The organism is Sedimentitalea xiamensis (assembly GCF_030164465.1).
GTDB classification, from domain to species: Bacteria; Pseudomonadota; Alphaproteobacteria; order Rhodobacterales; family Rhodobacteraceae; genus Sedimentitalea; species Sedimentitalea xiamensis.
Genome location: NZ_JASNJE010000003.1, coordinates 150288 through 175692 on the forward strand (window position 1 = coordinate 150288; position 25405 = coordinate 175692).

Annotated in this window: 27 protein-coding genes; 16 read left to right on the forward strand and 11 right to left on the reverse strand. The window is 65.5% G+C overall.

What is annotated here, in order from left to right; all coding sequences use genetic code 11:
• Window position 1: 1 nt before the first annotated feature.
• From QO034_RS03790 to QO034_RS03820, 7 genes are all read left to right on the forward strand, one after another.
• Window positions 2-172, forward strand: a complete 171-nt coding sequence (locus QO034_RS03790) for a hypothetical protein (protein ID WP_284484166.1) — start codon at window positions 2-4, stop codon at window positions 170-172.
• Window positions 169-1116 carry a calcium/sodium antiporter gene (locus tag QO034_RS03795; RefSeq protein ID WP_284484167.1) on the forward strand — a complete coding sequence of 316 codons (948 nt, stop codon included), beginning with the start codon at window positions 169-171 and terminating at the stop codon, window positions 1114-1116. Before QO034_RS03790 ends, QO034_RS03795 begins: the two co-directional genes overlap by 4 nt.
• A gap of 25 nt (window positions 1117-1141) precedes the next feature.
• The gene (locus QO034_RS03800) at window positions 1142-1921 is read left to right on the forward strand and encodes an SDR family oxidoreductase (protein WP_284484168.1); all 780 of its coding nucleotides are present in this window, start codon (window positions 1142-1144) and stop codon (window positions 1919-1921) included.
• A gap of 293 nt (window positions 1922-2214) precedes the next feature.
• Window positions 2215-4092, forward strand: coding sequence for an excinuclease ABC subunit UvrC (uvrC, locus tag QO034_RS03805; RefSeq protein WP_284484169.1), 1878 nt, complete (start codon window positions 2215-2217; stop codon window positions 4090-4092).
• 131 nt (window positions 4093-4223) lie between these two features.
• Window positions 4224-4889, forward strand: coding sequence for a CDP-diacylglycerol--glycerol-3-phosphate 3-phosphatidyltransferase (pgsA, locus tag QO034_RS03810; RefSeq protein ID WP_284484170.1), 666 nt, complete (start codon window positions 4224-4226; stop codon window positions 4887-4889).
• Window positions 4889-5134, forward strand: coding sequence for a molybdopterin converting factor subunit 1 (moaD, locus tag QO034_RS03815; protein WP_284484171.1), 246 nt, complete (start codon window positions 4889-4891; stop codon window positions 5132-5134). The genes pgsA and moaD overlap by 1 nt, the downstream gene beginning before the upstream one ends.
• A 3-nt stretch (window positions 5135-5137) precedes the next feature.
• Entirely contained in the window at window positions 5138-5575 is a 438-nt protein-coding gene (locus QO034_RS03820) for a molybdenum cofactor biosynthesis protein MoaE (RefSeq protein WP_284484172.1), read from the forward strand.
• A 12-nt stretch (window positions 5576-5587) separates the two neighbouring features.
• Here the strand turns inward: QO034_RS03820 and QO034_RS03825 are convergent, their stop codons facing one another.
• The 3 genes from QO034_RS03825 to ubiA are packed head-to-tail and all read right to left on the reverse strand — an operon-like array spanning window position 5588 to window position 8867.
• Window positions 5588-5920: a hypothetical protein gene (locus QO034_RS03825; protein WP_284484173.1), complete on the reverse strand. Its 333-nt coding sequence runs from the start codon at window positions 5918-5920 to the stop codon at window positions 5588-5590.
• On the reverse strand, window positions 5907-7844 hold the full coding sequence (locus QO034_RS03830; protein WP_284484174.1) for an OmpA family protein: 1938 nt from the start codon (window positions 7842-7844) through the stop codon (window positions 5907-5909). The genes QO034_RS03825 and QO034_RS03830 overlap by 14 nt, the downstream gene beginning before the upstream one ends.
• A gap of 60 nt (window positions 7845-7904) precedes the next feature.
• A complete protein-coding gene (gene ubiA, locus QO034_RS03835; protein WP_284484175.1) occupies window positions 7905-8867 on the reverse strand; it encodes a 4-hydroxybenzoate octaprenyltransferase in 963 nt (320 codons plus the stop codon).
• Between the two features lie 12 nt (window positions 8868-8879).
• Between ubiA and QO034_RS03840 the strand changes: the two genes are divergently transcribed.
• The 3 genes from QO034_RS03840 (at window position 8880) to QO034_RS03850 (ending at window position 11640) form a co-directional block, all read left to right on the forward strand.
• Window positions 8880-9611, forward strand: a complete 732-nt coding sequence (locus QO034_RS03840) for a 16S rRNA (uracil(1498)-N(3))-methyltransferase (protein ID WP_284484176.1) — start codon at window positions 8880-8882, stop codon at window positions 9609-9611.
• A gap of 69 nt (window positions 9612-9680) precedes the next feature.
• Window positions 9681-10208 carry a hypothetical protein gene (locus QO034_RS03845; RefSeq protein ID WP_284484177.1) on the forward strand — a complete coding sequence of 176 codons (528 nt, stop codon included), beginning with the start codon at window positions 9681-9683 and terminating at the stop codon, window positions 10206-10208.
• A gap of 61 nt (window positions 10209-10269) precedes the next feature.
• Complete coding sequence (locus QO034_RS03850) at window positions 10270-11640, forward strand: glutamate--cysteine ligase (protein ID WP_284484178.1); 1371 nt, start codon at window positions 10270-10272, stop codon at window positions 11638-11640.
• A 40-nt stretch (window positions 11641-11680) separates the two neighbouring features.
• Here the strand turns inward: QO034_RS03850 and plsY are convergent, their stop codons facing one another.
• From plsY to QO034_RS03875, 5 genes are read right to left on the reverse strand one after another with little or no spacing between them, the layout of a single operon-like run.
• Window positions 11681-12289, reverse strand: a complete 609-nt coding sequence (gene plsY, locus QO034_RS03855) for a glycerol-3-phosphate 1-O-acyltransferase PlsY (protein WP_284484179.1) — start codon at window positions 12287-12289, stop codon at window positions 11681-11683.
• A complete protein-coding gene (pyrC, locus tag QO034_RS03860; RefSeq protein WP_284484180.1) occupies window positions 12289-13569 on the reverse strand; it encodes a dihydroorotase in 1281 nt (426 codons plus the stop codon). Before pyrC ends, plsY begins: the two co-directional genes overlap by 1 nt.
• Window positions 13566-13955, reverse strand: coding sequence for a hypothetical protein (locus QO034_RS03865; protein WP_284484181.1), 390 nt, complete (start codon window positions 13953-13955; stop codon window positions 13566-13568). Before QO034_RS03865 ends, pyrC begins: the two co-directional genes overlap by 4 nt.
• A complete protein-coding gene (locus tag QO034_RS03870) occupies window positions 13952-14485 on the reverse strand; it encodes a hypothetical protein (protein ID WP_284484182.1) in 534 nt (177 codons plus the stop codon). The genes QO034_RS03865 and QO034_RS03870 overlap by 4 nt, the downstream gene beginning before the upstream one ends.
• Complete coding sequence (locus QO034_RS03875) at window positions 14482-15429, reverse strand: aspartate carbamoyltransferase catalytic subunit (RefSeq protein WP_284484183.1); 948 nt, start codon at window positions 15427-15429, stop codon at window positions 14482-14484. Before QO034_RS03875 ends, QO034_RS03870 begins: the two co-directional genes overlap by 4 nt.
• Window positions 15430-15591: 162 nt before the next feature.
• On the opposite strand from QO034_RS03875, the gene QO034_RS03880 reads away from it, so the two are divergent.
• The 5 genes from QO034_RS03880 to QO034_RS03900 all read left to right on the forward strand — a co-directional run bounded on the left by QO034_RS03880 (window position 15592) and on the right by QO034_RS03900 (window position 22469).
• Entirely contained in the window at window positions 15592-16365 is a 774-nt protein-coding gene (locus QO034_RS03880; protein ID WP_284484184.1) for a uracil-DNA glycosylase, read from the forward strand.
• The gene (locus QO034_RS03885) at window positions 16358-16969 is read left to right on the forward strand and encodes a LysE family translocator (RefSeq protein ID WP_284484185.1); all 612 of its coding nucleotides are present in this window, start codon (window positions 16358-16360) and stop codon (window positions 16967-16969) included. The genes QO034_RS03880 and QO034_RS03885 overlap by 8 nt, the downstream gene beginning before the upstream one ends.
• A 3-nt stretch (window positions 16970-16972) precedes the next feature.
• Window positions 16973-17515, forward strand: a complete 543-nt coding sequence (moaB, locus tag QO034_RS03890; RefSeq protein ID WP_284484186.1) for a molybdenum cofactor biosynthesis protein B — start codon at window positions 16973-16975, stop codon at window positions 17513-17515.
• Between the two features lie 95 nt (window positions 17516-17610).
• Window positions 17611-19071, forward strand: a complete 1461-nt coding sequence (locus tag QO034_RS03895) for an efflux RND transporter periplasmic adaptor subunit (RefSeq protein WP_284484187.1) — start codon at window positions 17611-17613, stop codon at window positions 19069-19071.
• A gap of 8 nt (window positions 19072-19079) precedes the next feature.
• Window positions 19080-22469 carry an efflux RND transporter permease subunit gene (locus QO034_RS03900; RefSeq protein ID WP_284484188.1) on the forward strand — a complete coding sequence of 1130 codons (3390 nt, stop codon included), beginning with the start codon at window positions 19080-19082 and terminating at the stop codon, window positions 22467-22469.
• Here the strand turns inward: QO034_RS03900 and QO034_RS03905 are convergent.
• Together QO034_RS03905 and QO034_RS03910 are read right to left on the reverse strand one after the other, a co-directional pair.
• Window positions 22445-22888, reverse strand: a complete 444-nt coding sequence (locus QO034_RS03905) for an NUDIX hydrolase (protein WP_284484189.1) — start codon at window positions 22886-22888, stop codon at window positions 22445-22447. The two genes, QO034_RS03900 and QO034_RS03905, sit on opposite strands and share 25 nt — an antisense overlap.
• A gap of 1 nt (window position 22889) precedes the next feature.
• Entirely contained in the window at window positions 22890-23624 is a 735-nt protein-coding gene (locus QO034_RS03910) for a protein-disulfide reductase DsbD domain-containing protein (protein ID WP_284484190.1), read from the reverse strand.
• A 242-nt stretch (window positions 23625-23866) separates the two neighbouring features.
• Between QO034_RS03910 and QO034_RS03915 the strand changes: the two genes are divergently transcribed.
• Window positions 23867-24421, forward strand: coding sequence for a YqgE/AlgH family protein (locus tag QO034_RS03915; protein ID WP_407696717.1), 555 nt, complete (start codon window positions 23867-23869; stop codon window positions 24419-24421).
• A 9-nt stretch (window positions 24422-24430) separates the two neighbouring features.
• Here the strand turns inward: QO034_RS03915 and QO034_RS03920 are convergent, their stop codons facing one another.
• Complete coding sequence (locus QO034_RS03920; protein ID WP_284484192.1) at window positions 24431-25396, reverse strand: L-threonylcarbamoyladenylate synthase; 966 nt, start codon at window positions 25394-25396, stop codon at window positions 24431-24433.
• Between the last annotated feature and the right edge of the window lie 9 nt (window positions 25397-25405).

Genomic DNA, 25405 nt, shown 5'->3' on the forward strand with positions numbered 1-25405 from the left:
CGTGATCATCAAGATCGTCTCTCTGTTTCTCGTGGCGATGGCCGTGCTGGCCATGTTCGGCAAGCTGCGGTTTCCGGGTGCGAAAAGGCTGGCCTCGGCGAAATGTCCGGCCTGCGGTCGCTACCGGATCGGCAAGGGGCCGTGCAGCTGCGGCCACGGAGGGCGTTCATGATCGAATGGCTGCTGTCCGGGCTCGGCCTGATGATCCTTTTGCTTGCCGGCGATGCGCTTGTGCGGGGGGCGGTCAATCTCAGCCTGCGGCTGGGGGTTCCGGCGCTCATCGTCAGCCTGACCATCGTTGCGTTCGGCACGTCGGCCCCGGAACTGCTGATCGCCATAAGCGCGGTTCAGGACAATGCGCCGGGCATCGCCCTGGGCAACGTCGTCGGGTCGAATACGGCCAACATTCTCTTGGTCCTCGGCATTCCGGCACTGCTGGCGACCCTGCACACCAGCGAATGCAACAGTCGCAAGACCTTCCTGTTCATGATCGCCGCTTCGGTCGCCTTCATCGCGCTGGCGTTCCGGGGCGAGTTCATGGTGGCCACCGGTCTGATCCTTCTGGCGATGCTCGGCATCGTGCTGGCGGACGCGTTCCGCGAGGCGCGGGCGCACCAGAAAGCCGGCGAACCCGACGATCTGGAATCGATCGAGGAAGCCGATCCCGACATGCCCTATTGGCGGGTCGCTCTCTATCTGGTGCTGGGTCTCGTGGGGCTGCCCATGGGGGCACATCTGCTGGTGGAAAACGCTTCCCTCATCGCACAGGCCTACGGAGTCAGCGATACGGTGATCGGACTGACGCTGGTGGCGGTCGGCACCTCCCTGCCGGAACTCGCCACGACCGTCATGGCGGCTTTGCGGCGACAGGCCGACGTCGCCCTTGGGAACGTCATCGGGTCCAACATGTTCAATCTGCTGGCGATTGTCGGGATCGCCACATTCTTCGGGAAGATTCCGGTCGATCCGGCGTTTCTGGAGTTCGACCTTTGGGTCATGCTGGCGTCGTCGCTGCTGCTGATCCCGTTCGTGTTTTTCAGGGTCGATATCACGCGGGGCTGGGGCCTGACCTTGACCGCCTTGTACGGGGTCTATGTCGCCGCGCTGTTGATGTAATCGCAATCCGCAGGGAGAAACCGAAATGGCACGCAGTCTTGTCACCGGAGCCGGGAAACGGCTGGGGCGCGCGATGGCGCTCTATCTCGCTTCGCGCGGGCAGGATGTCGCCGTGCATTACGCGAGTTCGCAAGAGGACGCGGAACGGGTCGTGGCCGAAATCCGGGCCATGGGGCGTCGCGCCGTGGCCCTGAAGGCCGACCTGCTCGACGAGACCGAGACGCAGGCGTTGTTCGGCGCCGCCGTCGATGCGTTGCAGGGTCCGATCACCTGCCTCGTCAACAATGCCTCGATCTTTGAACACGACACGATCCTTACAGCGACCCGCGCCAGTTGGGACCGGCACATGGACAGCAATCTGCGCGCGCCCTTCATTCTGACGCAGGCCATGGCGGCCCAGGGGCTGGCGGCGGCGCGGGATGAGGCCGGAGAACCCGTCTCGACCGGTCTGATCGTCAACATGGTGGATCAGAGGGTGCGCAAGCTGACGCCGGAATTCATGACCTACACCCTGGCCAAGATGGGACTCTGGACCCTGACCCAGACCTCGGCGCGGGCACTGGCTCCCGCCATTCGCGTGAACGCCATCGGTCCAGGTCCGACGATGCGGGGCGCGCGCCAATCCGAAGGGCATTTCGCGGCGCAGAGAGCGGGTACCGTGCTCGGCCGGGGGGCCAACCTTGGCGACATCACCGCGGCTCTGGGATACTTCCTGGACGCCACCGCTGTGACCGGCCAATTGATCTGCATCGACGGGGGCCAGCACCTCGGATGGCAAACGCCGGATATCCTCGGAGTCGAATGAAACAGGACGCCGCGTCAAGTTTTGCACCGGTCGCGGGCCCGTTACCAAAGCGTTACGAAAATGTCTTATTTTTCATAAACTTGCGTCACCTCGAAGAATCTTTCTTTGCTTATCAGTGACTTGGCTTTGTGCTCATTTATTGTGCATTCGAGGGAAATCAGCCGAATCTAAGAGAAAATTCCGGATAGCCGAAAGATATCTGCAGACTTATCCACACAATCCGTGGATTTGTTTGGGGTTGATCCCGCCCCTGCAAGATTGCAGCCAGCGCCAGAGAATCATATCTGTGTGAAATGACTGAAAAGGTTAATACAACTCACGAGATCGGGGGAGACGGATATGCCCGCATTCAGGGTTATCTGAAGACGCTCGACAGCTCGCCGGGCGTCTATCGCATGCTCGACGCCGAAAGCCGTGTTCTCTACGTCGGCAAGGCGCGAAACCTGAGGGCGCGGGTGTCGAATTACACCCGGCCGGGCGGGCACAGCGGGCGCATCGACCGGATGATCCGGGAAACCGCGTCGATGATGTTCCTGACGACGCGGACCGAAACCGAGGCGCTCCTGCTCGAACAGAACCTGATCAAGCAGTTGAAGCCGAAATACAACGTTCTGCTGCGCGACGACAAAAGTTTTCCCAACATACTCGTGGCCAAGGATCATGCCTTTGCCCGGATCAAGAAACACCGGGGTGCGAAAAAGGAAAAAGGGGCATATTTCGGTCCCTTCGCCAGCGCCGGCGCGGTCAACCGGACGTTGAACCAGTTGCAGAAGGCGTTCCTGCTGCGCAATTGTTCGGATGCGATGTTCGAAAGCCGCACCCGGCCCTGCCTGCTTTACCAGATCAAACGGTGTTCGGCCCCCTGCACGGGTTTGATCGGCGCAGCGGACTATGCGGAAAGCGTGCGCGATGCCGAACGGTTCCTGTCCGGGCGGTCGACGCGGGTTCAGGAGGATCTCGCCGCGCAGATGGCCGAGGCCTCCGAAGCGATGGAATTCGAACGGGCCGCCGGCTTGCGCGACCGAATCCGGGCGCTGACCCAGGTGCAGGCGACCCAGGGCATAAATCCCCGTGGCGTGACCGAGGCGGACGTGATCGCCCTGCATCTGGAAAATGGCCAGGCCTGTGTGCAGGTGTTCTTCATCCGCGCCAACCAGAACTGGGGCAACCGCGATTTCTATCCGCGTGTCGGGGCCGATGTCTCGGCCGCCGAGGTGATGGAGGCATTCCTCGGCCAATTCTATGACAACAAGGAACCGCCACGGCAGCTGATCCTGTCCGATGCCATCGAGAACGAAGACCTGATGGCGGAGGCGCTGTCGGGCAAGGCGGGCCGCAAGGTCGACATTCTCGTGCCGCAGCGGGGCGAGAAGGCCGAACTGGTTTCCGGGGCGCTGCGCAATGCCCGCGAATCCCTGGCCCGCAAGATGTCGGAAACCGCCACCCAGGCCAAGCTGCTGCGCGGATTGGCGGAGGCCCTGGATCTGGACGCGCCGCCGCGCCGGATCGAGGTCTATGACAACAGCCACATCCAGGGCAGCAATGCGGTTGGCGCGATGATCGTATCGGGTCCGGACGGCCTGATGAAAAATAGCTACCGCAAGTTCAACATCCGCGGCGACGACCTGACGCCCGGCGACGACTTCGGCATGATGAAGGAGGTTCTGAACCGCCGGTTTTCCCGCCTGATCAAGGACGATCCAGACCGCAACAAGGGTCAGTGGCCGGATCTGCTGCTCATCGATGGCGGCGCCGGGCAGGTCAGCGCGGTGGCGGAAATCATGCAGCGCCACGGAGTGCAGGATATTCCGATGGTCGGCGTCGCCAAGGGCGTCGACCGAGATGCCGGCAAGGAGGAGTTTTACCGCCCCGGCGCCCGTCCATTCGCCTTGCGGCACAACGATCCGGTGCTTTACTTCGTGCAGCGGCTGCGCGACGAGGCGCACCGCTTCGCGATCGGAACGCATCGCGCCAAACGCGCCAAGGCGATCGGGGCGACGCCGCTGGACGATGTGCCGGGTGTCGGCGCGACCCGCAAGCGCGCGCTTCTGGCGCATTTCGGCAGCGCCAAGGCGGTCAGCCGGGCGAACCTGGCCGATCTGAAGGCGGTCGACGGGATTTCCGGCAGCCTGGCGGAAACGATTTACGATTTCTTCCATGACAAGGGCTGAGGTGCCGCGCGCTTCATCCCGGCGATAATACTCCTGCCGGAGGCGTTTCCCACAAGCGAAACTTCCGTCCACGGGCCGTCCCCCTGCAACATCCGCTTTTATGTTTCAAACCCGCGATGTAGGGTCCACGCATGAAATGGACCCTGCCCAATATCCTGACCATTCTGCGCCTGCTCGCAGCGCCGGGGCTTGCGGTTATGTTTCTCTATTTCCACCGTCCCTATGCGGACTGGTTCGCGCTTCTTCTCTTTGTCACCGCCTCCGTGACGGACTGGATAGACGGCTATCTGGCGCGGACACTGAAGCAGGAAACCAAGCTCGGTGCCATGCTCGATCCGATTGCCGACAAGGCGATGGTCATCATCGCCCTCATGGTCATCGTCGGCTATTCCTCGATGTCGCCCTGGCTGGTTCTGCCGGCGACCATGATCCTGTTCCGCGAAGTCTTCGTGTCGGGACTGCGGGAATATCTCGGCGACACCGCGGGCACGCTGAAGGTGACGCAATTGGCCAAGTGGAAGACCACCTTGCAGATGGTCGCAATCGCGGTGCTTTTCGCGCAAGGGATTTTCGAACATTATCTCGGCATGTCGGCTTGGGGGATGGACCCGCAGCTGATCAACTCGGTCCTGTCGGGCGCAGGTCCGGACCCTCACGGCCTGCGCTGGAAAATGGCCGGAATGGACTGGACCGGGCGCATCGGCCTGTGGCTCCTGTGGCTGGCGGCGGCGTTGACGCTTGTCACCGGCTGGGACTATTTCCGAAAGGCGCTGCCGTTTCTGAAGGAGGTGCACTGATGGATGTCCTGTATTTCGCATGGGTCCGCGAAAGGATCGGCCTGCCGCGCGAGACGGTCGAAACCTCGGCCGTGACGGTCAATGACCTGGTGGACGAACTGCGGGCGCGGGAAGAACGATACGCCGCCGCTTTCGCCGATCTTGGCGCATTGCGCGTGGCCATCGACCAGGAACTGGCGGATTTCGACGCCAGGCTGGCCGGGGCGCGCGAGGTCGCCTTCTTTCCGCCGATGACGGGCGGCTGACCGATGCGGATCGCCGTGCAGCAAGAACCGTTCGATCCGGCGGCGGAACTCCGGGACTTTGGCGCGGGCGACACCGGGGCCATTGTGACCTTTGTCGGCGTTGTCCGCGACAACGAGGTGGGCGACCTGGAAACGATGGAGATCGAGCACTACCCCGGCATGACCGAGGCCGCGCTCGCCGGGATCGCGGAAGAGGCAGAACGGCGCTGGTCGCTGGGCGACGTCATGGTCATCCACCGTTACGGCGGCTTGAAAACCGGCGAACGGATCATGATGGTCGCAACCGCCGCGCGGCACCGCAAGGCTGCCTTCGAGGCGGCGGAATATCTCATGGATTATCTCAAGTCGCGCGCGCCGTTCTGGAAAAAGGAAATCACCCGTTCCGGCGCGGAATGGGTCGCCGCCAAGGCGGATGACGAGGCCGCGCTCGATCGCTGGTGACGGCAGGCGGCCTCAGCCTCGGCCTGCCTTCATACGCTCGACATAGCCGCGCAATTCGTCGGCATCGTGACGGGCGTCCCGCAATCCGTCCATCGCCGCGCGCAGTTCCGCCTCGGTCTGAGTGAGCTGGTTGGTCAGTTCCGCCTCGCGCTGCTGCAGGTATGTGATCGCCTGATCGCGGGTTTCCTCGGCCTCGTGGAGCTCCTGGCTCATCCGGTCCAGTTCTCCGACATCGCTTTGGTTGACGCGGGTGAACCTGTGCACCAGCCAGTTCGCGAACCATCCGGTCGCGAAGGCGACGAACAGGATGATGGCCGTTGCGATGATGAACTCAGTTCTGTTCATTCTCTGGTCCCTTCTCGGCGGGGTTTTCCGCGTCCGTTTCTTCCGCGTCCTGTTCGATGTCCGAAGGATCGGCGGCGACCGCATCCAGCGTCGATTGCGATTCGGGCTGCATTGGTTCCGGGCGGATCAGCCGGAATTCGATGCGCCGGTTCTCTTCGCGGCCTTCTTCGGTGTCGTTGCTGGCGATCGGCGTGCTTTCCCCATATCCCACGGCCACGTAGGTCGATGTCAGCACGCGGCGGGAGCGCAATTCGTTCAGGACCGACTGCGCACGGGCCTGGCTGAGTTGCTCGTTCATGCTTTCGCGTCCCTGGCTGTCGGTATGGCCTTGGATCTCCAGTCGAATTTCGCCGCATTCCCGCAGGATATCGGCGATCTCATTCATCGTGTCCAGCGACTCCGCGGCGATCGTGGCCGACCCGGGTTCGAACTGGATCTTGTTGACGGCTTGGATTTGCACCAGTTCCGCTTCGCAGACTTCGGGGTCTGGTGGCAGGTCGGCAGGGGGCGGGGGCGGCCGATAGGTGATGTCCAGTTCGTAGGTTTCGGTCTCGCCAAGGCGTTCGGCCAGAAGCCCTGCGATCTCGGCATTGGCGGCCTCGTTCTGGCTGACACCGTTCAGGGTCACGTTGTCGGGGGCGACGATCAGGGCGCCGTTGCTGAGCATCGACAGCGCTTCGAGACCGGCCAGCACGCGCACCGGCCAGTCGTTGGGCAGGTCCTCGACGACCCGCGTCGCCGTATAGACATTGGCAGAACCGAACCGGGCCTTGGCATAGCTGTCCGCCGCCAAGCGAAGGGTTTCGTCACCGACACGCCCGCGCAGTTGCACCAGGCCCTCCGGGCTGAGCGTCGCGACGAATTCCGGCGGCCCGCTCGCGGCCTTTTCTTCGGGTTCGGGCAGCACGGCGTGCAGGGCGAAGACGTCCGGCAATTCGGTCTCCAGTTCACCGACGATCCGATCGAACACCGCCGGATTCGTGCCCTCCGCCGCAGCCAGCGTCACGTCCGCGTCGGCGAAAGTCACCGATCCGCCGCCCAGTTCCGCCAGTCCGGCGATGGCCACTTCCGCCGCCTCGGCCCAATGCGGCGAAGGCACTCCCATGCCGATGGTGCAGGCGTCGTTGCCGGACAGACCCGCCCGGAAGGCGGCATTCAGGATCCGGCTTCGGGATTTTTCGGTCTCGGCGGAACAGGCGTCAAAGCGCGCGCCGTTCTCGTCGATGAGGAAGCGCAGCGTGAATGGCGCGATTACCGGGCGCGGCGCCGCAATGTCGAGCGCCAGGCGCAGGCCCGGCGGTGCGGCGCGGGTGAGGCTCTTTTCCAGCGAGGTCTTGGCTTCGGCGCTGTCCGAAATCGCGGTGACACGAACCCGGCCGGGGTCCACTGACAGCTTGGACCGAGGCAGGCGCGACAGGGCGACAACAGAAAACCCCAGCGCATCTTCCCAACCGTCGGGCACCGGATAGTCGGCTACGTTGAGAAGATCGCTGACCGGGTCGGCGCCGGCGATTTCAGTGAGCCGGTCCACCAGCGCGTCGCGGTCGGTGGCGGCCGGAATCAAGCCTATGATCGATATCCCGCTGTCGTTGCGCAATATCTCGACCGAGAAGCTGGGCGCATCCAGATCGGCCGTGGGAGTAATATCCATGGTGTCGATGATCCGCGCGGCGTCCACCACTCCGGCCACCTGGCTGATCGCGTTGAACCGCCGTGCCTCTGTCGGCGCGGTGCCGGACAGGATCACCTGCAAGCCGTTCGCCTGCACTTCGGCCCATTCGTATCCGGCTTCGTCCAGAACGTGGCGGACATCGGTCTCGGAAGTCCTCTCCACCGCCGTGACGGCGAAACCGGCCGCCAGCACGCAAAGCCCCGCGCCAAGCGCAAAGCTCATCACGATGATGAAAAGCGAAGAAAGTCTCATCTCGGGTCGGGGCATCCTCTGGATTGCCGGTTTCATACCCGCCGCGGCGGAGGGGTTCAATCAAACGAAGGCGGCGAGGCTGAAAAAGATGAGCGGAATAAGGCCGGTATCGCGGTTGGCGCGGAACAGTTGCAGCATCTTGGCGCCGTTGGTGTGGTCGAAACCGCGCAGCTGCCAGGCCATGTGCCAGCCCATGGCCCAGGGTCCCGCAAGGGCCAGGACGAGCGCCATGAAGGACGCTTTCGGCATCAAAGCCAGGATGACCGCCACCGCCATCAGGGAAACGGTGCCTGCCAGGAAATATTTCAGCCAGCGCACCGTGTCCGCGCCGAACAGGCGCGCGGTCGATTTGACCCCGATCAGGGCATCGTCCTCGGTATCCTGATGCGCATAGATCGTGTCATAGAACAGCGTCCAGGAGATTCCGGCCAGATAAAGCACGACCGCGGGCCAGTGCAGCGCGCCGGCGTGCGCGGTCCAGGCGAGCATGGCCCCCCAGTTGAACGCGAGGCCCAGGAAAACCTGCGGCCACCAGGTGAACCTTTTCGCAAACGGATAGATCGCGACGAACAGCAGCGACAGGATGCCGAGTAAGATGGCGGCCCGGTTGAACGTCAGCAGAATGGCGAAGGCGAGCAGGGACTGGACGCACATCCACACGAAAGCGCTGCGCACCCCGACCTGTCCGGACGGGATCGGGCGCGACCGGGTGCGCGCCACCTGGCCGTCGAAATCCCGGTCGGTGATGTCGTTCCAGGTGCAGCCCGCGCCGCGCATCAGGAAAGCCCCGACCGCGCAGCCAAGCGCGATCCAGGCGTCCTCCCAGCGCGGCGACTGATCGGCCAGCACTGCCAGCGCCAGACCCCACCAGCAGGGGAGCAGCAGAAGCCAGGTTCCGATCGGCCTGTCGGCGCGGGACAGGCGCAGATAGGGCCGCGCACCCGCGGGCGCATAGTGATCGACCCAGTTGCCGGAAGGAGCATCGGCGACCTGACCATCTGGTGTTGGCGCATTGCCTTGCATATGTAGGCTTTCATGAGTGCAAAGATCAGGCTGTATGTAGATCACCCTCTGGGGCAGGGGCAATCGGTTCCTTTGAGCCGCGACCAGGCGCATTACCTTTTCGGGGTGATGCGGCTGGCCGCCGGGGGCATGGTGTCGCTGTTCAACGGGCGCGACGGGGAATGGCTGGCCGAGGTCGCCGAGGCGGGCAAGCGGGGCGGCGCGCTGGACTGCATCGAACGCAGCGCGCCCCTGCGCCTGCCGCCCGATCTCTGGCTCCTGTTCGCCCCGATCAAGAAGGCGCGCACCGATTTCATCGTGGAAAAGGCCGCGGAAATGGGCGCGGCGCGGATTGTTCCGGTGCAGACCGACTACACCAACGCCGACCGTATCCGGCAGGACCGCCTGCAGGCCCATGCCATCGAAGCCGCCGAACAATGCGGCGGAACCTTTGTTCCGGTCGTGGCCGAGCTGATCCGGCTGGATCGGCTCCTGGACGGTTGGCCGGCCGGGCGGCACCTGATGTTCTGCGACGAAAGCCGCGCCGGACAGAACCTGGAACTGGAGGCGATGCCGGCGGGTCAGCCCTGGGCCATACTGATCGGTCCCGAGGGCGGTTTTTCGCCGTCCGAACGGGCGCGGCTCGAATCCCTGCCCTTCGCACACACCGTCAGTCTCGGTCCCCGAATTCTGCGCGCGGACACGGCGGCGGTTGCGGCCCTGACGCTGTGGCAGCAAGCCCTGGGAGATTGGCGTGCCCGGTGACGTTGCACCCCTTCGCCGCCGGGCCTGCCGGATCGTCGCAACCTTCGTCTCCGGCCGCGGGAGGGTGGCATGAGTTTCATCAGACCCGAGGTCCGGGCGGGGTTCCGGCGCTGGCGCGAAGCGCTAGCAGGTCTTGCGATTGCCGCACTCGGCCTGTGGTGGATGATCGGGCCGGGCGGATTGCTGGGCTGGGTTGGCCTGGCGCTGTGCGTCCTGGGGACCGCCCTCTGTGTCATCGGGGCGCAGCGCGGCCGGTTCCGCGCCGGTGGCGGCGGACCGGGCGTCGTGCAGGTCGACGAACGCCAGATCCACTATTTCGGGCCGCTGAACGGTGGCGCCATCGCCGTGGAAGACCTCGAACGGCTGGCGCTGGACCCGACCGGCACGCCCGCCCATTGGGTTCTGGACCAGCCGGGGCAATTGCCGCTGTTCATCCCGGTCAACGCCGAAGGGGCGGATGCGCTGTTCGACGTTTTCGCGACCCTGCCGGGCATCCGCACCGAGCGGATGCTCGCGGAACTTCAGGGCCGGGCGGACCACCCCGTCGTGATCTGGGAACGCCGGCCGATGCGCCCCGCGCACCAAAGGCTGCATTGACACCCCGGTCAATTCACCGCACTTCTGGCCGCCACAGCGACAAACAGGATCGGAGCCCGCAATGTCTATTCCCCAATCCGGTGGTGGACCGATCGAGCGACACGAGCAGATGGCCGAATATCTCGCGGACGGCTGCAAGCCGAAAGCTGACTGGCGCATCGGCACCGAGCACGAGAAGTTCGGCTATTGCAAGGACACGCTGAAACCCATTCCCTACGACGGTCCGAGATCGGTGCGCGCCGTGCTGGAAGGATTGCGCGATGTCTGGGGCTGGTCTCCGGTCGAAGAGGGAGGAAACCTCATCGGGCTGGAAAAGGGCGGCGCCAACGTATCGCTGGAACCCGGCGGCCAGCTGGAACTGTCCGGTGCGCCTCTGGAAACGATCCATGAAACCTGCGACGAAGTGAACGAACACCTGCGCGAAGTCGAGGACGTGGCCGACAAGGTGGGCGTCGGGTTCATCGGTCTCGGTGCGGCGCCGGTGTGGAAACACGAGGACATGCCGCTGATGCCCAAGGGGCGTTACAAGCTGATGGACTCCTACATGCAGAAGGTGGGCACCATGGGCACGACCATGATGCGGCGCACCTGCACGGTCCAGGTCAACCTCGATTTCGCCTCCGAAGCGGACATGGTGCAGAAACTGCGCGTCGCGGTGGCGCTGCAACCGGTGGCGACGGCGCTGTTCGCCAATTCACCCTTCCTTGACGGAAAGCCGAACGGCTACAAGAGCTGGCGGTCCCGCGTCTGGCGCGATCTGGATGCGGACCGGACGGGCATGGTGCCTTTTGTGTTCGAGGACGGGTTCGGTTTCGAACGCTGGGTGCAATACGCGCTCGATGTGCCGATGTATTTCGTCTACCGCGACGGGCAGTATATCGACGCGCTGGGCCAGTCGTTCCGCGATTTCCTGAAAGGCGAACTGCCGGCGCTGCCCGGCGAGAAGCCGACGCTGAGCGACTGGGCCGATCATTTGACGACCCTGTTCCCCGAGGCGCGGATCAAGAAATTCATCGAGATGCGCGGGGCGGATGGTGGTCCCTGGCGGCGGCTTTGCGCCTTGCCCGCCTTCTGGGTCGGCCTGATGTATGATCAAACCGCGCTGGACGCGGCGTGGGACCTGGCGAAGAACTGGGATTCCGAAACCCGCGAGTCCTTGCGTGTGGCCGCCAGCAAGGATGCCTTGCAGGCCCGTGTGGGTGACATCCGGATGCTCGACCTGGCGCGGGAAACGGTGGCGATAGCCGAAGCGGGTCTGAAGGCCCGCGCCCGACCCGGCGCGGGCGGCATGGTGCCCGACGAGACTCATTTCCTCAACGCCCTGAAGGAAAGCGTCGAATCGGGGCAGGTCCCTGCGGATGAACTGCTCGGACGCTACAACGGCGACTGGAACGGCGATATTAACCGGATCTACGCCGACTACAGCTATTGATGATTCGGCCCGGCGCGCGATCTCGCCGGGGCCGGGTGCTTCACTTCCCCTGACCGATGCGGCTTTCGGTGCCGGCCCGGATGCGGGTGATGTTTTCGCGATGCCGCCAGAACACCAGAACGGTCAGGATCATGCCCAGGGCCAGGTCCTGGCCGAAGCCAAGAAAGACGGCCCAGATCGTGGACGCGGCCGCGGCCACAAGCGCGCCCATGGACGAGATGCGAAACACCGCGGCGGATGCAAGCCAGGTGGCGCAGCAGGCAAGTCCGACCGGCCAGGCCAGCGCCAGCCACACGCCGAGGAACGTCGCCACCCCCTTGCCGCCGCGAAAGCCCAGCCAGACCGGAAAGCAATGGCCGATCATCGCGGCCAGCGCGGCCAGTTGCACCGAATCCTCGGGCGCGAAAGCGCGGGCCAGCAGAACGGCGGCCGCGCCCTTTGCCCCGTCGAGCAGCAGGGTCATTGCGGCGGCCAGCTTGTTGCCGGTGCGCAGCACGTTGGTGGCGCCGATATTGCCCGAACCGATCTCGCGCAGGTTGCCGAGCCCCATGAGACGGGCAAGGATCATGCCGAAGGGGATCGAACCGAGCCCGTAGCCGACGAGGGTCCAGAGGATCAGCTGGGCGGTGGTGGATTCGAGTGCGGGCATCAGGCGCTCCGGTAGACGGCGGTTCCGGCGACATAGGTCGCGAGGACCCTACCCTGCATCCGCTGCCCGTCAAACGGGGTGTTGCGCGATTTGCTGCGCAGGGTGGCGCGGTCGAGCACGAAAGGTTTGTCCGGGTCGAACAGGATCAGGTCGGCGGGCGCGCCGGGGGCGAGACGGCCGCAGGGCAGGCCGAGCCGTCTGGCCGGGTTCAGCGACAGGGCGGCGAAGAGGGTCGGCAGGTCGAGATCACCGTTGTGAACAAGGCGCAGCGCCGCCGGCAGCAGGGTTTCCAGCGCCACGGCACCACTGGCGGCCTCTTCAAACGGCAGGCGTTTGCTTTCCTCGTCCTGCGGCGTGTGCATCGAACAGATGATGTCGATCAGCCCGTCGCGCAGCGCCTCGATGACCGCCAGCCGGTCGTCCTCGGCGCGCAGCGGCGGCTTGACCTTGAAGAAAGTGCGGTAATCGGCGACGTCGAGTTCGTTCAACGTCAGGTGGTGGATGCTGACCCCGGCGGTGATGTCCAGCCCGTTGCGCTTGGCGCGCTGAAGCGCGGGCAGGGCGCGGGCGGTGGTGATCTGGTCTGCGTGATAGCGCGCGCCGGTCATTTCCAGCAGCGCGATGTCGCGGTCGAGCCCCATGCGCTCGGCCATCGGCGACACGGCGGGCAGCCCGCGCAGGCTCGCGAACTTGCCCGAGGTCACGCAGGCCCCGTCCGACAGGCCCGGATCCTGCGGATGGGCGATCACCAGCGCGTTTAGGGAACGGGCATAGGTGAGGGCGCGGGAGAAGACCTTGGTGTCGGTTACCACATGGTCGCAATCGGTGAAGGCGACCGCGCCCGCGTCCATCAGGAAACCGATCTCGGTCATTTCGCGCCCCTGCCGGCCCTTGGTCAGCGCGGCCATGGGCAGGACGTTGACGGGGGCGGCGGCATTGGCGCGGCGGGTGACGAATTCGAGCGTTTCCGGGCTGTCGATGGCCGGGGTGGTGTCGGGGCGGGTCACCATGGTGGTGACGCCGCCCGCCGCCGCCGCCAGCCCGGCGGAGCGGTAGCTTTCCTTGTGCCGCTCGCCCGGCTCGCAGACCTTGACGCCGATATCCACGATGCCCGGTGCGAGGCACTTGCCGCGGCAATCGATGAGGTTGGCGCCCTCGGGCACCGCGACCTCGGCGCCCGCCGCGGTGATGCGCCCGTTTTCCACCAGCAGGCTGCCGGGATGGTCGCTGCGCGCCTCGGGGTCGATCAGGCGGGCGTTGGTGAAGAGCGTGGCGGTCATCGGCGGTGCCTTTCGATGGTCGCGATTGTGGCGGCCGGATCGGCCTGGTACTTGATCAGGTGCTTGTCGCCGCCCTTGGTGATGATCTGCACGAAGCGGCCCATGCTGCGCAGGGTTTCGATCTGGTCGAACGGGACGCGGCGGCCGCCGGGGCCGGTGAGCGTGTCGCCGTCGAGTTCCCAGGTCTCGGCCAGCGCCTCGGAGGCGAGGAACCAGCCGCGGAAGGCGACGGCGGCAAGGCCGGCGACCGCGCCGGTCCAGACATGCGGGCTGCCGATCAGCCAGAGGATCAGCATGGCGAGCGCCATGGCAACGGCGGCGAGGGTGACGTGGCTTTGCACATAGGCCTGCCGGTCGGCAGTGAAGCGGGTCGTGTCCTGCATCATCGGAGCACCAGATACAGGCCGGCCGCGATCAGCACCATGAAAATGGCGAAGATGCCACCGCCGATGCGCCGCGCATGGCTGCGGCGATCACGCGGTGACTGCGGCGAACCGGCGCGTTTCCGGGCGCTGTCCGTCGGGATCGGAGTTGCCGACCAGTCCACCGGGCGTTCGCTGTAGGTGGCGATCAGTTCCAGTTCGGCCGCGGGATGCAACGTGACCTCCCGCCCGCCAAAGGCGCGGCTGAACACCAGAACTACATAGCCGGTCAGGGCCTGCAGGTGGGTCCGGTCCTGGGCGACCTGCTCCTGCGGGATGCCACAGCCTTCGGTGAGGTATCCGGTGATTCCAAGCCCGTCGAGATCCTTGACCAGGAAGATTTCGACATAGGCCGGATCGACCTGCAACACACCGAGAAGCCCGTCGATCCCACCTGAGTCGCGCAACGCCCGCGCCTGTTCGGCGGGCATGTCCAACGCGAACAGGCGCAGTTTTCCCGTCTCGTTGGCGGGCACCGTGACAGGTCCGGTCATGCGGCGTCCGGTCGGCTTGCCCGCAGGTTGCGCGCCAGCAGTTCCATCGCCGCCATGCGCACGGCGACGCCCATCTCGACCTGGTCCTGGATGACGCTGCGGTTGATGTCGTCGGCCAATGTTCCGTCGATCTCGACTCCGCGGTTCATCGGGCCGGGATGCATGACGATGGCGTCGGGTTTCGCCAGCGCCAGCTTTTCGGCGTCCAGCCCGTAGCGGTGGTAATATTCCCGTTCGGACGGGATGAAACCGCCGTCCATCCGTTCCCGTTGAAGGCGCAGCATCATCACGACGTCCACGTCGGCAAGACCCGCGTTCATGTCGTCAAAGACCTCGACCCCGAACTGGTCGATCCGGGAGGGCATCAGCGTCGGCGGGCCGATCAGGCGGATGCGGTTTTCCATCTTTCCGAGCAGCAGGATGTTGGACCGCGCGACGCGGGAATGGGCGATGTCGCCGCAGATGGCGATACTGAGCCGATGCAGCCGGCCCTTGGCGCGGCGGATCGTCAGCGCGTCCAGCAGCGCCTGTGTCGGATGTTCGTGGCGCCCGTCGCCGGCGTTCAGAACGGCGCAGTTCACCTTTTGCGCCAAGAGATCCACCGCGCCCGATTGCGGATGCCGCACCACCAGCAGGTCGGGGTGCATGGCGTTCAGCGTCAGCGCCGTGTCGATCAGGGTTTCGCCTTTCTTGATCGAACTCGCCTGCATCGCCATGTTCATCACGTCCGCGCCAAGACGTTTCCCCGCGATCTCGAAAGACGCCTGGGTGCGGGTCGAATTCTCGAAGAACATGTTGATCTGCGTAAGCCCGGCCAGAACATCCGAATGCTTGGCGGTCTGGCGGTTAAGCGCCACGTAGTCTTCGGCAAGATCCAGGATCGTCGTGATGTCGTGCGGACCGAGCGGTTCGATCCCCAGAAGATGGCGATGGTCAAAGGACATGGGCGCTCCGGTCTTGGTCGGCTCCTTATAGAAAGGCTGTGCTGGGCGGGCAAGCATGGCCGTCCGCCCCCGGAAGATCGAAGGCTGGAAATCCCGGCAATCGCACCACCGCGGCGTTTCTGGCGGTTTTCCCCGGCCCGCGAAACGTCTAGCGTGCGGATCATGGAATCGGCACTGGATCATCGGACGGCGAAAGCCCTGCTGGAATGGCAGTTCGAACTCGGCGCGACCGAGGCGATCGGGGATTCGCCGGTCGATCGTTTCGGCTTGCCGGGAACGGCGCCCTGGCTGGCAAGACCGCGCCGGACAGCAGCGGCCCCTCTTTCGGTTCCTGCGCCTGCACCGGATGACCCGGTCGCGGCGGCGGGGGCGGCCGCGTCGGGCGCGGCGACCCTGGCCGATCTGCGGGATGCGCTGGCAGCCTTCGAGCTGTGCGATCTGAAGAAGGGTGCGCGCAGCCTGGTGTTTTCCGATGGCGTTGCCAGTTCCCGCGTGATGATCATCGGCGAAGCGCCCGGCCGTGACGAGGACCGCGAAGGCCGCCCATTCGTCGGGCGGGCCGGTCAATTGCTCGACAGGATGCTGGCGGCCATCGACCTCAGCCGGGAGGCGTCGGTGTATATCACCAACGTGCTGCCGTGGCGGCCGCCGCAGAACCGCGACCCGAAGCCGGATGAAATCGCGATGATGCGTCCCTTCCTGGCGCGGCATGTGGAACTGGCCGCCCCGGAACTGATCGTCCTGATGGGCAACATCAGTTGCGATGCGGTGCTCGGACGGCGGGGCATCCTGCGGCTGCGCGGCACATGGGCCGAGGCGATGGGACGGCCGGTGCTGCCGATGGTCCATCCCGCCTACCTGTTGCGCACCCCGTCAGCCAAGCGCGAGGCATGGGCCGACCTTCTGTCCCTGAAAGCACGGTTGCGCGATGGTTGATCCACTGGTTCTCGCGGCATTCCTTCCGGCGGCTTTGGCGCTGAACCTGACGCCGGGGGCCGACATGATGTTCTGCATGGGGCAGGGGTTGCGGTCCGGTGGCCGCGCCTCCGTCGCCGCGAGCGCGGGCATCGCGCTTGGCGGCATGGTGCACGCGGTGGTCGCCGGGCTTGGCCTTGGCGCCACGGTCGCGGCCTTTCCCTGGATGTTCGACGTGATCCGCTGGATCGGGGTCGCCTATCTGCTCTGGCTCGCCTGGGGCGCGATCGCCGGCCAATCGAAAAACGCGGTCCCCGACCAAGTCAGATCGGCGCGGGCCTTTCGCAACGGTCTGATCGTCAACCTGACCAATCCCAAGGTCATTCTGTTCACACTCGCCTTCGTGCCGCAATTCGTGGACCCGTCGGCCGGTTCGATCCTGACGCAGTTTCTGATCTTCGGCGGCGTTCTGTCGCTTGGCGGGTTCGTGATCAACGGGCTGGCCGGGATCTTCGCGGGCAGCGCCCGGCGGCGGCTGGCGGGCGGCGGCACCTGGCTGAACTATGTCAGCGGCGGTATTTTCGCGGCGCTGGCGGTCCGGCTGGCCGTCATGGAAAGGACCTAGATCATGTCCCGAATCGACGAAACCAAGGATTTCATCCCGATCCGGATCGCGGTGCTGACCGTGTCCGACACCCGGTCTCTGGACGAGGACCGGTCGGGGCAGGTTCTGGTGGACCGCCTTCAGTCCGCCGGCCACAGGCTGGCGGAGCGCAAGATCATCCGTGACGAACGGGACCAGATTGCTGATCAGTTGCGGGCCTGGATCGCCGATCCGGACATCGACGTGGTGATCAGCACCGGGGGAACGGGCCTGACGGGCCGGGACGTCACGGTGGAGGCCCACCGGGATGTCTATGAAAAGGAAATCGACGCTTTCGGGACCGTCTTCACCATGATCTCGATGGAGAAGATCGGCACCAGCGCGGTGCAGTCCCGCGCTACCGCCGGGGTGGCGGGCGGAACCTACCTGTTCGCGCTGCCCGGCAGCCCCGGCGCCTGCAAGGATGCCTGGGACGGCATCCTCTCCCTGCAACTGGATTATCGCCACCGGCCCTGCAACTTCGTCGAAATCATGCCGCGGCTGGACGAACACCAGCGGCGGAAGTAACGCTTTCGCTGGCTCAACCGGTTGTGGCTTGGCATTTTCCCGTGTCTCGCTAGGTTGAAACAAGGGGGCATCGCGTTTCCTGAAGGTGTGAACCCATGCGATTTTTGCGGCAAAGTCTGGTCGGCCTGTTCCTGGCGTCCGTTGCGCTGGCGCTGCTTGTCTATGCCGCCAGTCTTGTATTGTCCGCCGTCCAGATCCGTATGAGCGATGACAAGATGCCGCCGCCGGCCCGCGAGCGGGTGTTCGCCGTCAACCTCGTGACCGCCAGCACGGAAACGATCGTGCCGGTGATGGAAGCCTTCGGACAGGTGCAAAGCCGCCGGACGCTCGAACTTCGGACCGCGATGGGTGGCCGCATCATCGGCCTGTCGGAGAATTTCGAGGAAGGCGGCGCGGTCACGGCCGGCGAAGTGCTGGTTCAGATCGACCCGGCGAATGCGCAGTCGGAGCTGAACCGTCTGCGGAACGATCTGATGGACGCGGAGGCCGAAGGCCGCGATGCGGAGAGATCGCTGGCGCTGGCCCGCGATGAACTCGTCGCGGCGCAGGACCAGGCCGAGCTGCGGGAACGCGCGTTCGGGCGGCAGGACGATCTGCAATCGCGCGGCGTCGGAACCGCCGCCGCGGTCGAGGTCGCGGAACTCGCCGCCGCGGCGGCCCGCCAGGCGGTGCTGTCGCGCCGGCAGGCGGTGGCGCAGGCCGAGGCGCGGCTGGATCAGGCGGCGACGCGGCTTGCGCGGGCCGAAATCGCGGTCGAAAGCGCGCGGCGCGACCTGGCCGAAACCACCGTGATGGCGGCCTTTGACGGTGTCCTGAGCGACGTCGATCTGGTCGAAGGCCGTCTGGTGTCCGCCAACGAAAAACTGGCGCTTCTGGTCGATCCCCATGCTCTGGAGGTCGCGTTCCGGATCTCGACCGCGCAATATTCCCGGCTGCTGGATGACGGCGGCGTGCTGATCCCCGCCAGCGTGACCGCGACGCTCGACGTGAGCGGGGCGGAACTGACCGCGCAGGGACGGATCAGCCGCGACAGCGCCTCGGCGGGCGACGGGCAATCGGGACGGCTGATCTTTGCCCGTCTGGGGGCCGCTCCGGGTTTCAAGCCCGGCGATTTCGTCACCGTGTCGGTGCAGGAACCCGCGTTTGACAATGTGGTGCGCCTGCCGGCCTCGGCGCTGGACGCGTCGGGTTCGGTTCTGGTGATCGATGCCGACGACCGGTTGAGCGCCTTGCCGGTGAACCTGATCCGCCGCCAGGGCGACGACGTTCTGGTGCGTGGCGCCGGCCTGGACGGGCGCGAGGTGGTCGTCGGGCGCACGCCGTTGCTGGGTCCGGGCATTCAGGTGCGCCCGTTGCGGGACGAGGCGGCCTCGCAGCCGCAACCGGACCAGGCGATGCTGGAACTTTCGGAGGACCGCAGGGCGCAGCTTGTCGCGGTGGTTCAGGCCAACGACCGCCTGCCCGCCGAGGCCAAGGCCCGTATTCTCGGCCAGCTGGCCGAGGCCCGCGTGCCGGCGAGGCTGGTGCAGCGGATCGAATCCCGGATCGGCGGGTAGGCGAAGCGATGCGGGATATTCCGGACACCGCGGGCGGGGTTCTGTCCTATTTCACCCGGCACAGGACTGCCGCCAACTTGCTTCTGATGGTGATGCTGGTGCTGGGGGTGGCGGCGGTCCCGAACATGCGGGCGCAGTTCTTTCCGGACGTGATCGTGGACAACGTGACCGTCAAGGTCGACTGGGACGGCGCCGGTCCCGAGGATCTGGACGGCGGAGTCGCGCAATTGATCGAACCGGCGCTGTTGGCGGTCGACGGGGTTGAAAGCACCGCCTCCGTTTCGCGTGAAGGCAGCGCGACAATTACCCTGGATTTCGAACCGGGGTGGGACATGGCGCGGGCCGCGAACGATGTGCAGGCCGCCGTGGACGCGATCACCACGCTGCCTGAAGATTCCGAAGAACCGACGGTGCGGCGCGGCGCCTGGCGGGACCGGGTGACGGACGTGGTGCTGACCGGGCCGATCGCGCCCGCGCAGCTTGCACTCTTCGCCGATGAATTTGTCACCCGGCTGTTCGCCGCCGGTGTGACCCGCACGACGATAAGGGGCGTTGCCGCGCCGGAAACGGTGGTCGAGGTGGCGTCGGCCAACCTGATCTCCAACGACATCAGCATGACCGACATCGCCACCGCCATCGCGGCCGAGGTCAATGCCGACCCGGCGGGCGACGTTGCGGGAGCCAATGCCAGGGTGCGCACCGGAACCGAAAAACGCAGCGCCGAGGATATTGCCGGAATCGTCCTGCGGTCCAATCCGGACGGTTCCAAGCTGACCATCGCCGACATCGCGGTGATCCGGGTGGAAGGAGTCGACAGGAACCGCATCTACTTCGTCGGCGGCGATCCGGCGATTTCGATCCGGGTGGACCGATCCGACCAGGGCGATGCCATCGGCATCCAGAAAACTGTCGAGGACGTGGCCCGGCAAATGCAGGCCAGTCTGCCGGCGGGGGTGACCCTGGACCTGATCCGGACCCGTGCGGAGGCGATCAGTGGGCGTCTGAACATTCTTCTGGACAACGGGCTGATGGGGCTGGGACTGGTGATCCTGCTGCTGTTCCTGTTTCTGAACGCGCGCATCGCATTCTGGGTGGCCGCCGGAATCCCGGTGGCGATGTTCGCGGCGATCGCGCTGATGTATGTGGCCGGGCTGACCTTCAACATGGTCAGTCTCTTCGGTCTGATTATCACCCTGGGCATTGTCGTGGACGACGCCATCGTGGTCGGGGAACATGCGGATTTCCGTTCCCGCAGACTGGGCGAACACCCGGTTCAGGCGGCGGAGAACGCGGCAAGGCGGATGGCGATGCCGGTTTTCGCCGCCACCCTGACGACAGTCATCGCCTTTTTCGGCCTGGTGGCCATCGGTGGACGGTTCGGCGACCTGATCCGCGATATTCCTTTCACGGTGATCGCCGTGCTGCTCGCGTCGCTGGTCGAATGCTTCTTGATCCTGCCCAATCACATGTCGCATGCGATTGTCCATTCCGCGAAGGAACATTGGTATGACTGGCCCAACCGGATCGTCAACCGGGGGTTTCGCCGGGTCAGGGATGACCTGTTCCGGCCGCTCATGGGCTGGGTCGTCTGGGGGCGCTACGTGGTGCTCGCCGCCGCGGTCGCCCTGCTGGCGGGCCAGATCGCGGTTTTCATCCGCGGCGACGTGCAGTGGCGGTTCTTCAATGCGCCCGAACGGGGCTCCGTGACCGGAAACTTCGCCATGGTCGAAGGGGCCACGCGCGCGGACGCGCTGGCCATGATGCAGGAGATGCAGCGCGCGACCGAGGCGCTCGGACGCGACTACGAGGACCGCTACGGGCGCAATCCGCTGGACTATGTGATGGCCGAGATCGGCGGCAATTCCGGCCCCGGCCTGTCCGGCGTGGACACCAAGGACCCGGACCTGCTCGGCGGGATTTCCATCGAACTGATAGACGCCGACCTGCGGCCCTATTCCAGCTTCGCCTTCGTTGCGGAATTGCAGGACAGTGTGCGCCGGCACCCGCTTGTGGAGACGGTTTCGTTCCGTGGCTGGCGTTCCGGTCCGGGCGGCGATGCGCTGGACGTTCAATTCTTTGGCGCCGATGTCCAGACGCTCAAGGCGGCGAGTCTGGACCTGCAGGCCGCCTTGCTGCGCTATCCCGAGGTGTCGGCGGTGCAGGACAACCTCGCCTATGACAAGGAGGAACTTATTCTCGACCTGACGCCGCAGGGGCAGGCGCTCGGGTTCACCATCGGTTCCCTTGGCCAGGCGCTGCGGGCCCGGCTGAACGGGATCGAGGCCGCAACCTATCCCGACGGGCCGCGCAGCGCCGCGATCCGCGTGGAACTGCCGGACAGCGAACTGACGGCGGATTTCATGGAACGCACCTACCTGCGGACGCCGCAGGGAAGCTACGTGCCCCTGTCCGACATCGTCAGCGTCGAACGGCGCAGCGGGTTCGCCACCATCCGGCGCGAGAACGGACTGCGCCTGATCTCGGTGACCGGCGACATTTCCGAGGACGATCCGGCACGGGCGGAAAGCATCCAGATCGCCCTTGAAACCGAAATCCTGCCGCGAATCGCCAGCGAACGGCAGGTGGACTGGCGATTGTCCGGCCTCAGCGAACAGGAAGACGACTTCCTGAACGATGCGCGCAACGGCCTGATCCTCTGCCTGACCGGCATCTATCTCGTTCTGGCCTGGGTCTTTGCAAGCTGGACACGTCCCATCGTCGTCATGGCGATCATTCCCTTCGGACTTGTCGGCGCGATCTATGGCCACGCCCTGTGGGACGTGCCGCTGAGCATGTTCACCGTGGTCGGACTGTTGGGAATGACCGGGATCATCATCAACGATTCCATCGTGCTGGTGACGACAATCGACCAGTATGCGCAGGAACGCGGACTGGTTCCGTCCATCGTCGCGGGTGCGACGGACAGGTTGCGCCCGGTCATGCTGACGACGCTCACGACGGTTCTGGGACTGTCGCCGCTGCTCTACGAACAGAGCCAGCAGGCGCAATTCCTGAAACCCACGGTGATCACTCTGGTCTACGGCCTGGGTTTCGGAATGGTTCTCGTGCTTCTGGTGGTGCCGGCACTCGTGGCGGTGCAGAACGACATCCGGCGGCCGCTGATGGCCTTGCGGCGCGCCTTGCGCAGCCCGGACCGGCTGTTGTGCGGACTGGTCGGGACGACGGCGGTCCTGCTGTCGGTCTGGCTGGCCGCCACCCTGGGTGCGACACTGGTTCGCGGCGATCTGCCCCCGGTCCTGGCGGGGCTGGTTCCGATGGCGCGGGACCTCGCGCCGCCGCGCGCGGCGCTGGCGCTTTTCGTGGCGGGGGCCTTGCTGATCGTCGCCGCCGGGTATCTCGTTTCGCTTCTTGCCTACGGGCGGGCGCGCAGAGCCTGACGGCGGCCGATCGCCAGGTCCAGCAGGGAGCCAACCCGCGCGCTCATCCGAAGCTGTCCGGCGCGGACCCGGTCGAAATCCACCCATCCGGCGTCCAGCACGTCATCCGCGGCGCGGGGTGTGCCGCCGACATAGTCGCAAAGCACCGCGGCGAGCAGGTAATGCACCTGAACCGTCCCGGCGGAATCCCGTTGCAGAACGTCGATGTTGGTCAGGTATTCGACCGGAGTAGCCGCGACGCCGGTTTCTTCGAGCAACTCGCGGCGGGCGGCCTCCAGGGCTGTCTCTCCGAGTTCGACGTGACCGCCGGGAAATCCCCAGAGACCGGCGTCCGGGGCCTTGGATCGCTGCGCCAGAAGAACGGTATCGCCGCGCAGGACAACGGCGATGGCGCCCAGCAAGGGAGTTGCTTGCGTCATCCTATCCCGGCGTGCAGCCGATGATGTCAACGGCGTGACGCTTGCCCAGAACGGTGATGCGAACCGCCGACCGGTCCAGTGCGAAAGGGCCGCTCTCGACGTGAACCAGATCGCTCGCCGCCAGCAACGTGCCGCCTGTGCGGCGGGTTTCAGTCTCCGATGCCCAGATCTGGGGATTGCCGGGTTCGATCACCGCGACCTCGTTGCCGCCGGCCGACGGCATGTCTATCCGGGCTTCGATCCGCATCCCGCCGTCGATCGGAGACAGGCGGCAGGAGGCAGCGGCGACGCCTGCCTCGGATTCCGTATAGGGGCGGTCCGCCAGCGCCGCCGCAATGGCGGGGTCGCGTTTGGCATCGGCGTCCAGCGCGTGATCAACGGACAGCGATCCGGGAATGCACACGTCCTTGCAGAGACCGATGTCGATGGTGCCGCGCAGCTTCACCGGGCGCGTGGGGTCCAGCGGCGTGACCTCGATGGGCAGGACCAGCCGGGTCTTGTAGCCGATGGACTGCACCCCGCCCTGATCGAATACATGCGGCGTCGGCCAGATGTAACTGACCTGGCGCACGTTATCGGACCGGCCCCAGTCGAAGGCCGGCGGAATGCCCGCGTCTCCCGGCGCGCGCCAGTAGGTCTTCCAGCCATCGGACAGGGTCAGGTCGAGCGCCGTCATGTAGGTGCCGCGCCGGGTCATGCCGCCGTCGAGCACTGCGATCTGGACAAGATCGTTCATCGCGCTCTGTGCCCGGCTTTCGGGAGCCGGCAGCGCGAACGCCGCGCAGAGGGCGAAAAGGAATGCAAGACGGATCTTCATTCCGGATAGATGGGCAATTCGGGATGAAATGCCAAGTCACATTCCGGTGGGCGCGCGGATTTCCGTCACTGTGCCGATCTGCCACTTGCACCGGCCATGCCCGGCGGCCATGTTGGGTGTCAGAGCGGAGGCGAAAGACGGCGAGAGAACGGGATCCACGCATGAATCTGACCGGAAAACTGCTGATCGCAATGCCTGGAATGGGGGACATCAGGTTCGATCATTCGGTGGTGTTCCTGTGCAGCCACGGCGACGAAGGCGCGATGGGGCTCATCGTCAACAAGCCGGCGGAAGACGTGCGGTTGTCCGACCTGCTGGAACAGCTCAGCATCACGCCGCAGCCGCCGGGGCGCGACATGAGCGTGCATTTCGGCGGGCCGGTCGAAAGCGCGCGGGGCTTTGTCCTGCATTCCGACGACTATTGCTCGAACCTTCAATCGATGACGGTATCGGACCGTTTCCGGATGACCGCGACGCTCGATATTCTCGAAGACATAGCCACGGGAAGCGGACCGGAACAGGCGCTCATGATGTTGGGCTATGCCGGCTGGGGCCCAGGGCAACTGGAATCCGAAATCGCGATGAACGGCTGGCTGACGGCGGATGCCGATCCCGATCTGGTTTTCGGTCTGAAGGATGCGGAAAAGTGGAGCGCGGCGCTTGGCTCGCTTGGCGTCGACCCCCTGACCCTGTCCGCAAGCGCTGGTCACGCCTGATCTGCGGGGCTATCGCGTTTTCCTGGTCGGGCGTGGCGCGGCGGCGCGGCGCAGGCGGTCGTTGATGGCCTTGCCCAGTCCCCGTTCCGGGATCGGCGCCACGGCGATCGGCCGGTTCTGCCCGTCCAGCCGATGCAAATGATCGAACAGGTTCGCGGCGGCTTCGGTCAGATCGCCGGTGTTGGACAGGTTCAGCGTGCAGGCCATGTCGCCAAATCCCAGCAGGATCTCGCCGGGGCGGGCGCTCTGCGCGTTCAGCCGGACGGCGGCGGACGGCGCATAGTGCGACAGAAGCTGGCCGGGGGCCGAAAGGGCGGCGGACTCGGCGCGATGGCTCAACCGGTGGCCGAGCGCCGACTCTATCCGGTCCTCCGCCAGCCCGCCGGGGCGCAGAAGTTCCGGGCCGCCGCCCGCAAGGCCGACGATGGTGGATTCAAGGCCGACCGGACAGGCGCCATCGTCGACGATGGCGGCAATGCGCCCATCCAGCCCCGCCAGCACATGCGCCGCGCTGGTCGGACTGATCCGGCCCGACGGGTTGGCCGAGGGCGCCGCCACCGGGTTGTCGAAAAGCTCCAGGAGCCGGTGCGCCGCCGGATGGGCCGGAACCCGAATCGCCAGTGTGTCCAGACCGGCCGTCACCAGCGGGCTGATGCCATGCCCGTCCCTGAGCGGCAGAACCAATGTCAGCGGGCCGGGCCAGAAGGCAATGGCCAGCCGCTCTGCGGAGTCCGACCATTTGACGTAGCGTCGCGCGGTCGCGGCATTGGCCACATGCACGATCAGCGGGTTGAAACTGGGGCGTCCCTTGGCTTCGTAGACCTTGGCGACTGCCGCGTTCGAACGGGCGTCCGCCCCAAGCCCGTAGACGGTTTCCGTCGGGAATGCGACGATTTCGCCCGCTGCCAGCAAGGTTGCGGCGCGGGCCAGATCGGCGTCCGACGCGGTCAGTATTTCCGTGTTCTGTCGGTTCATGGCTGTGAC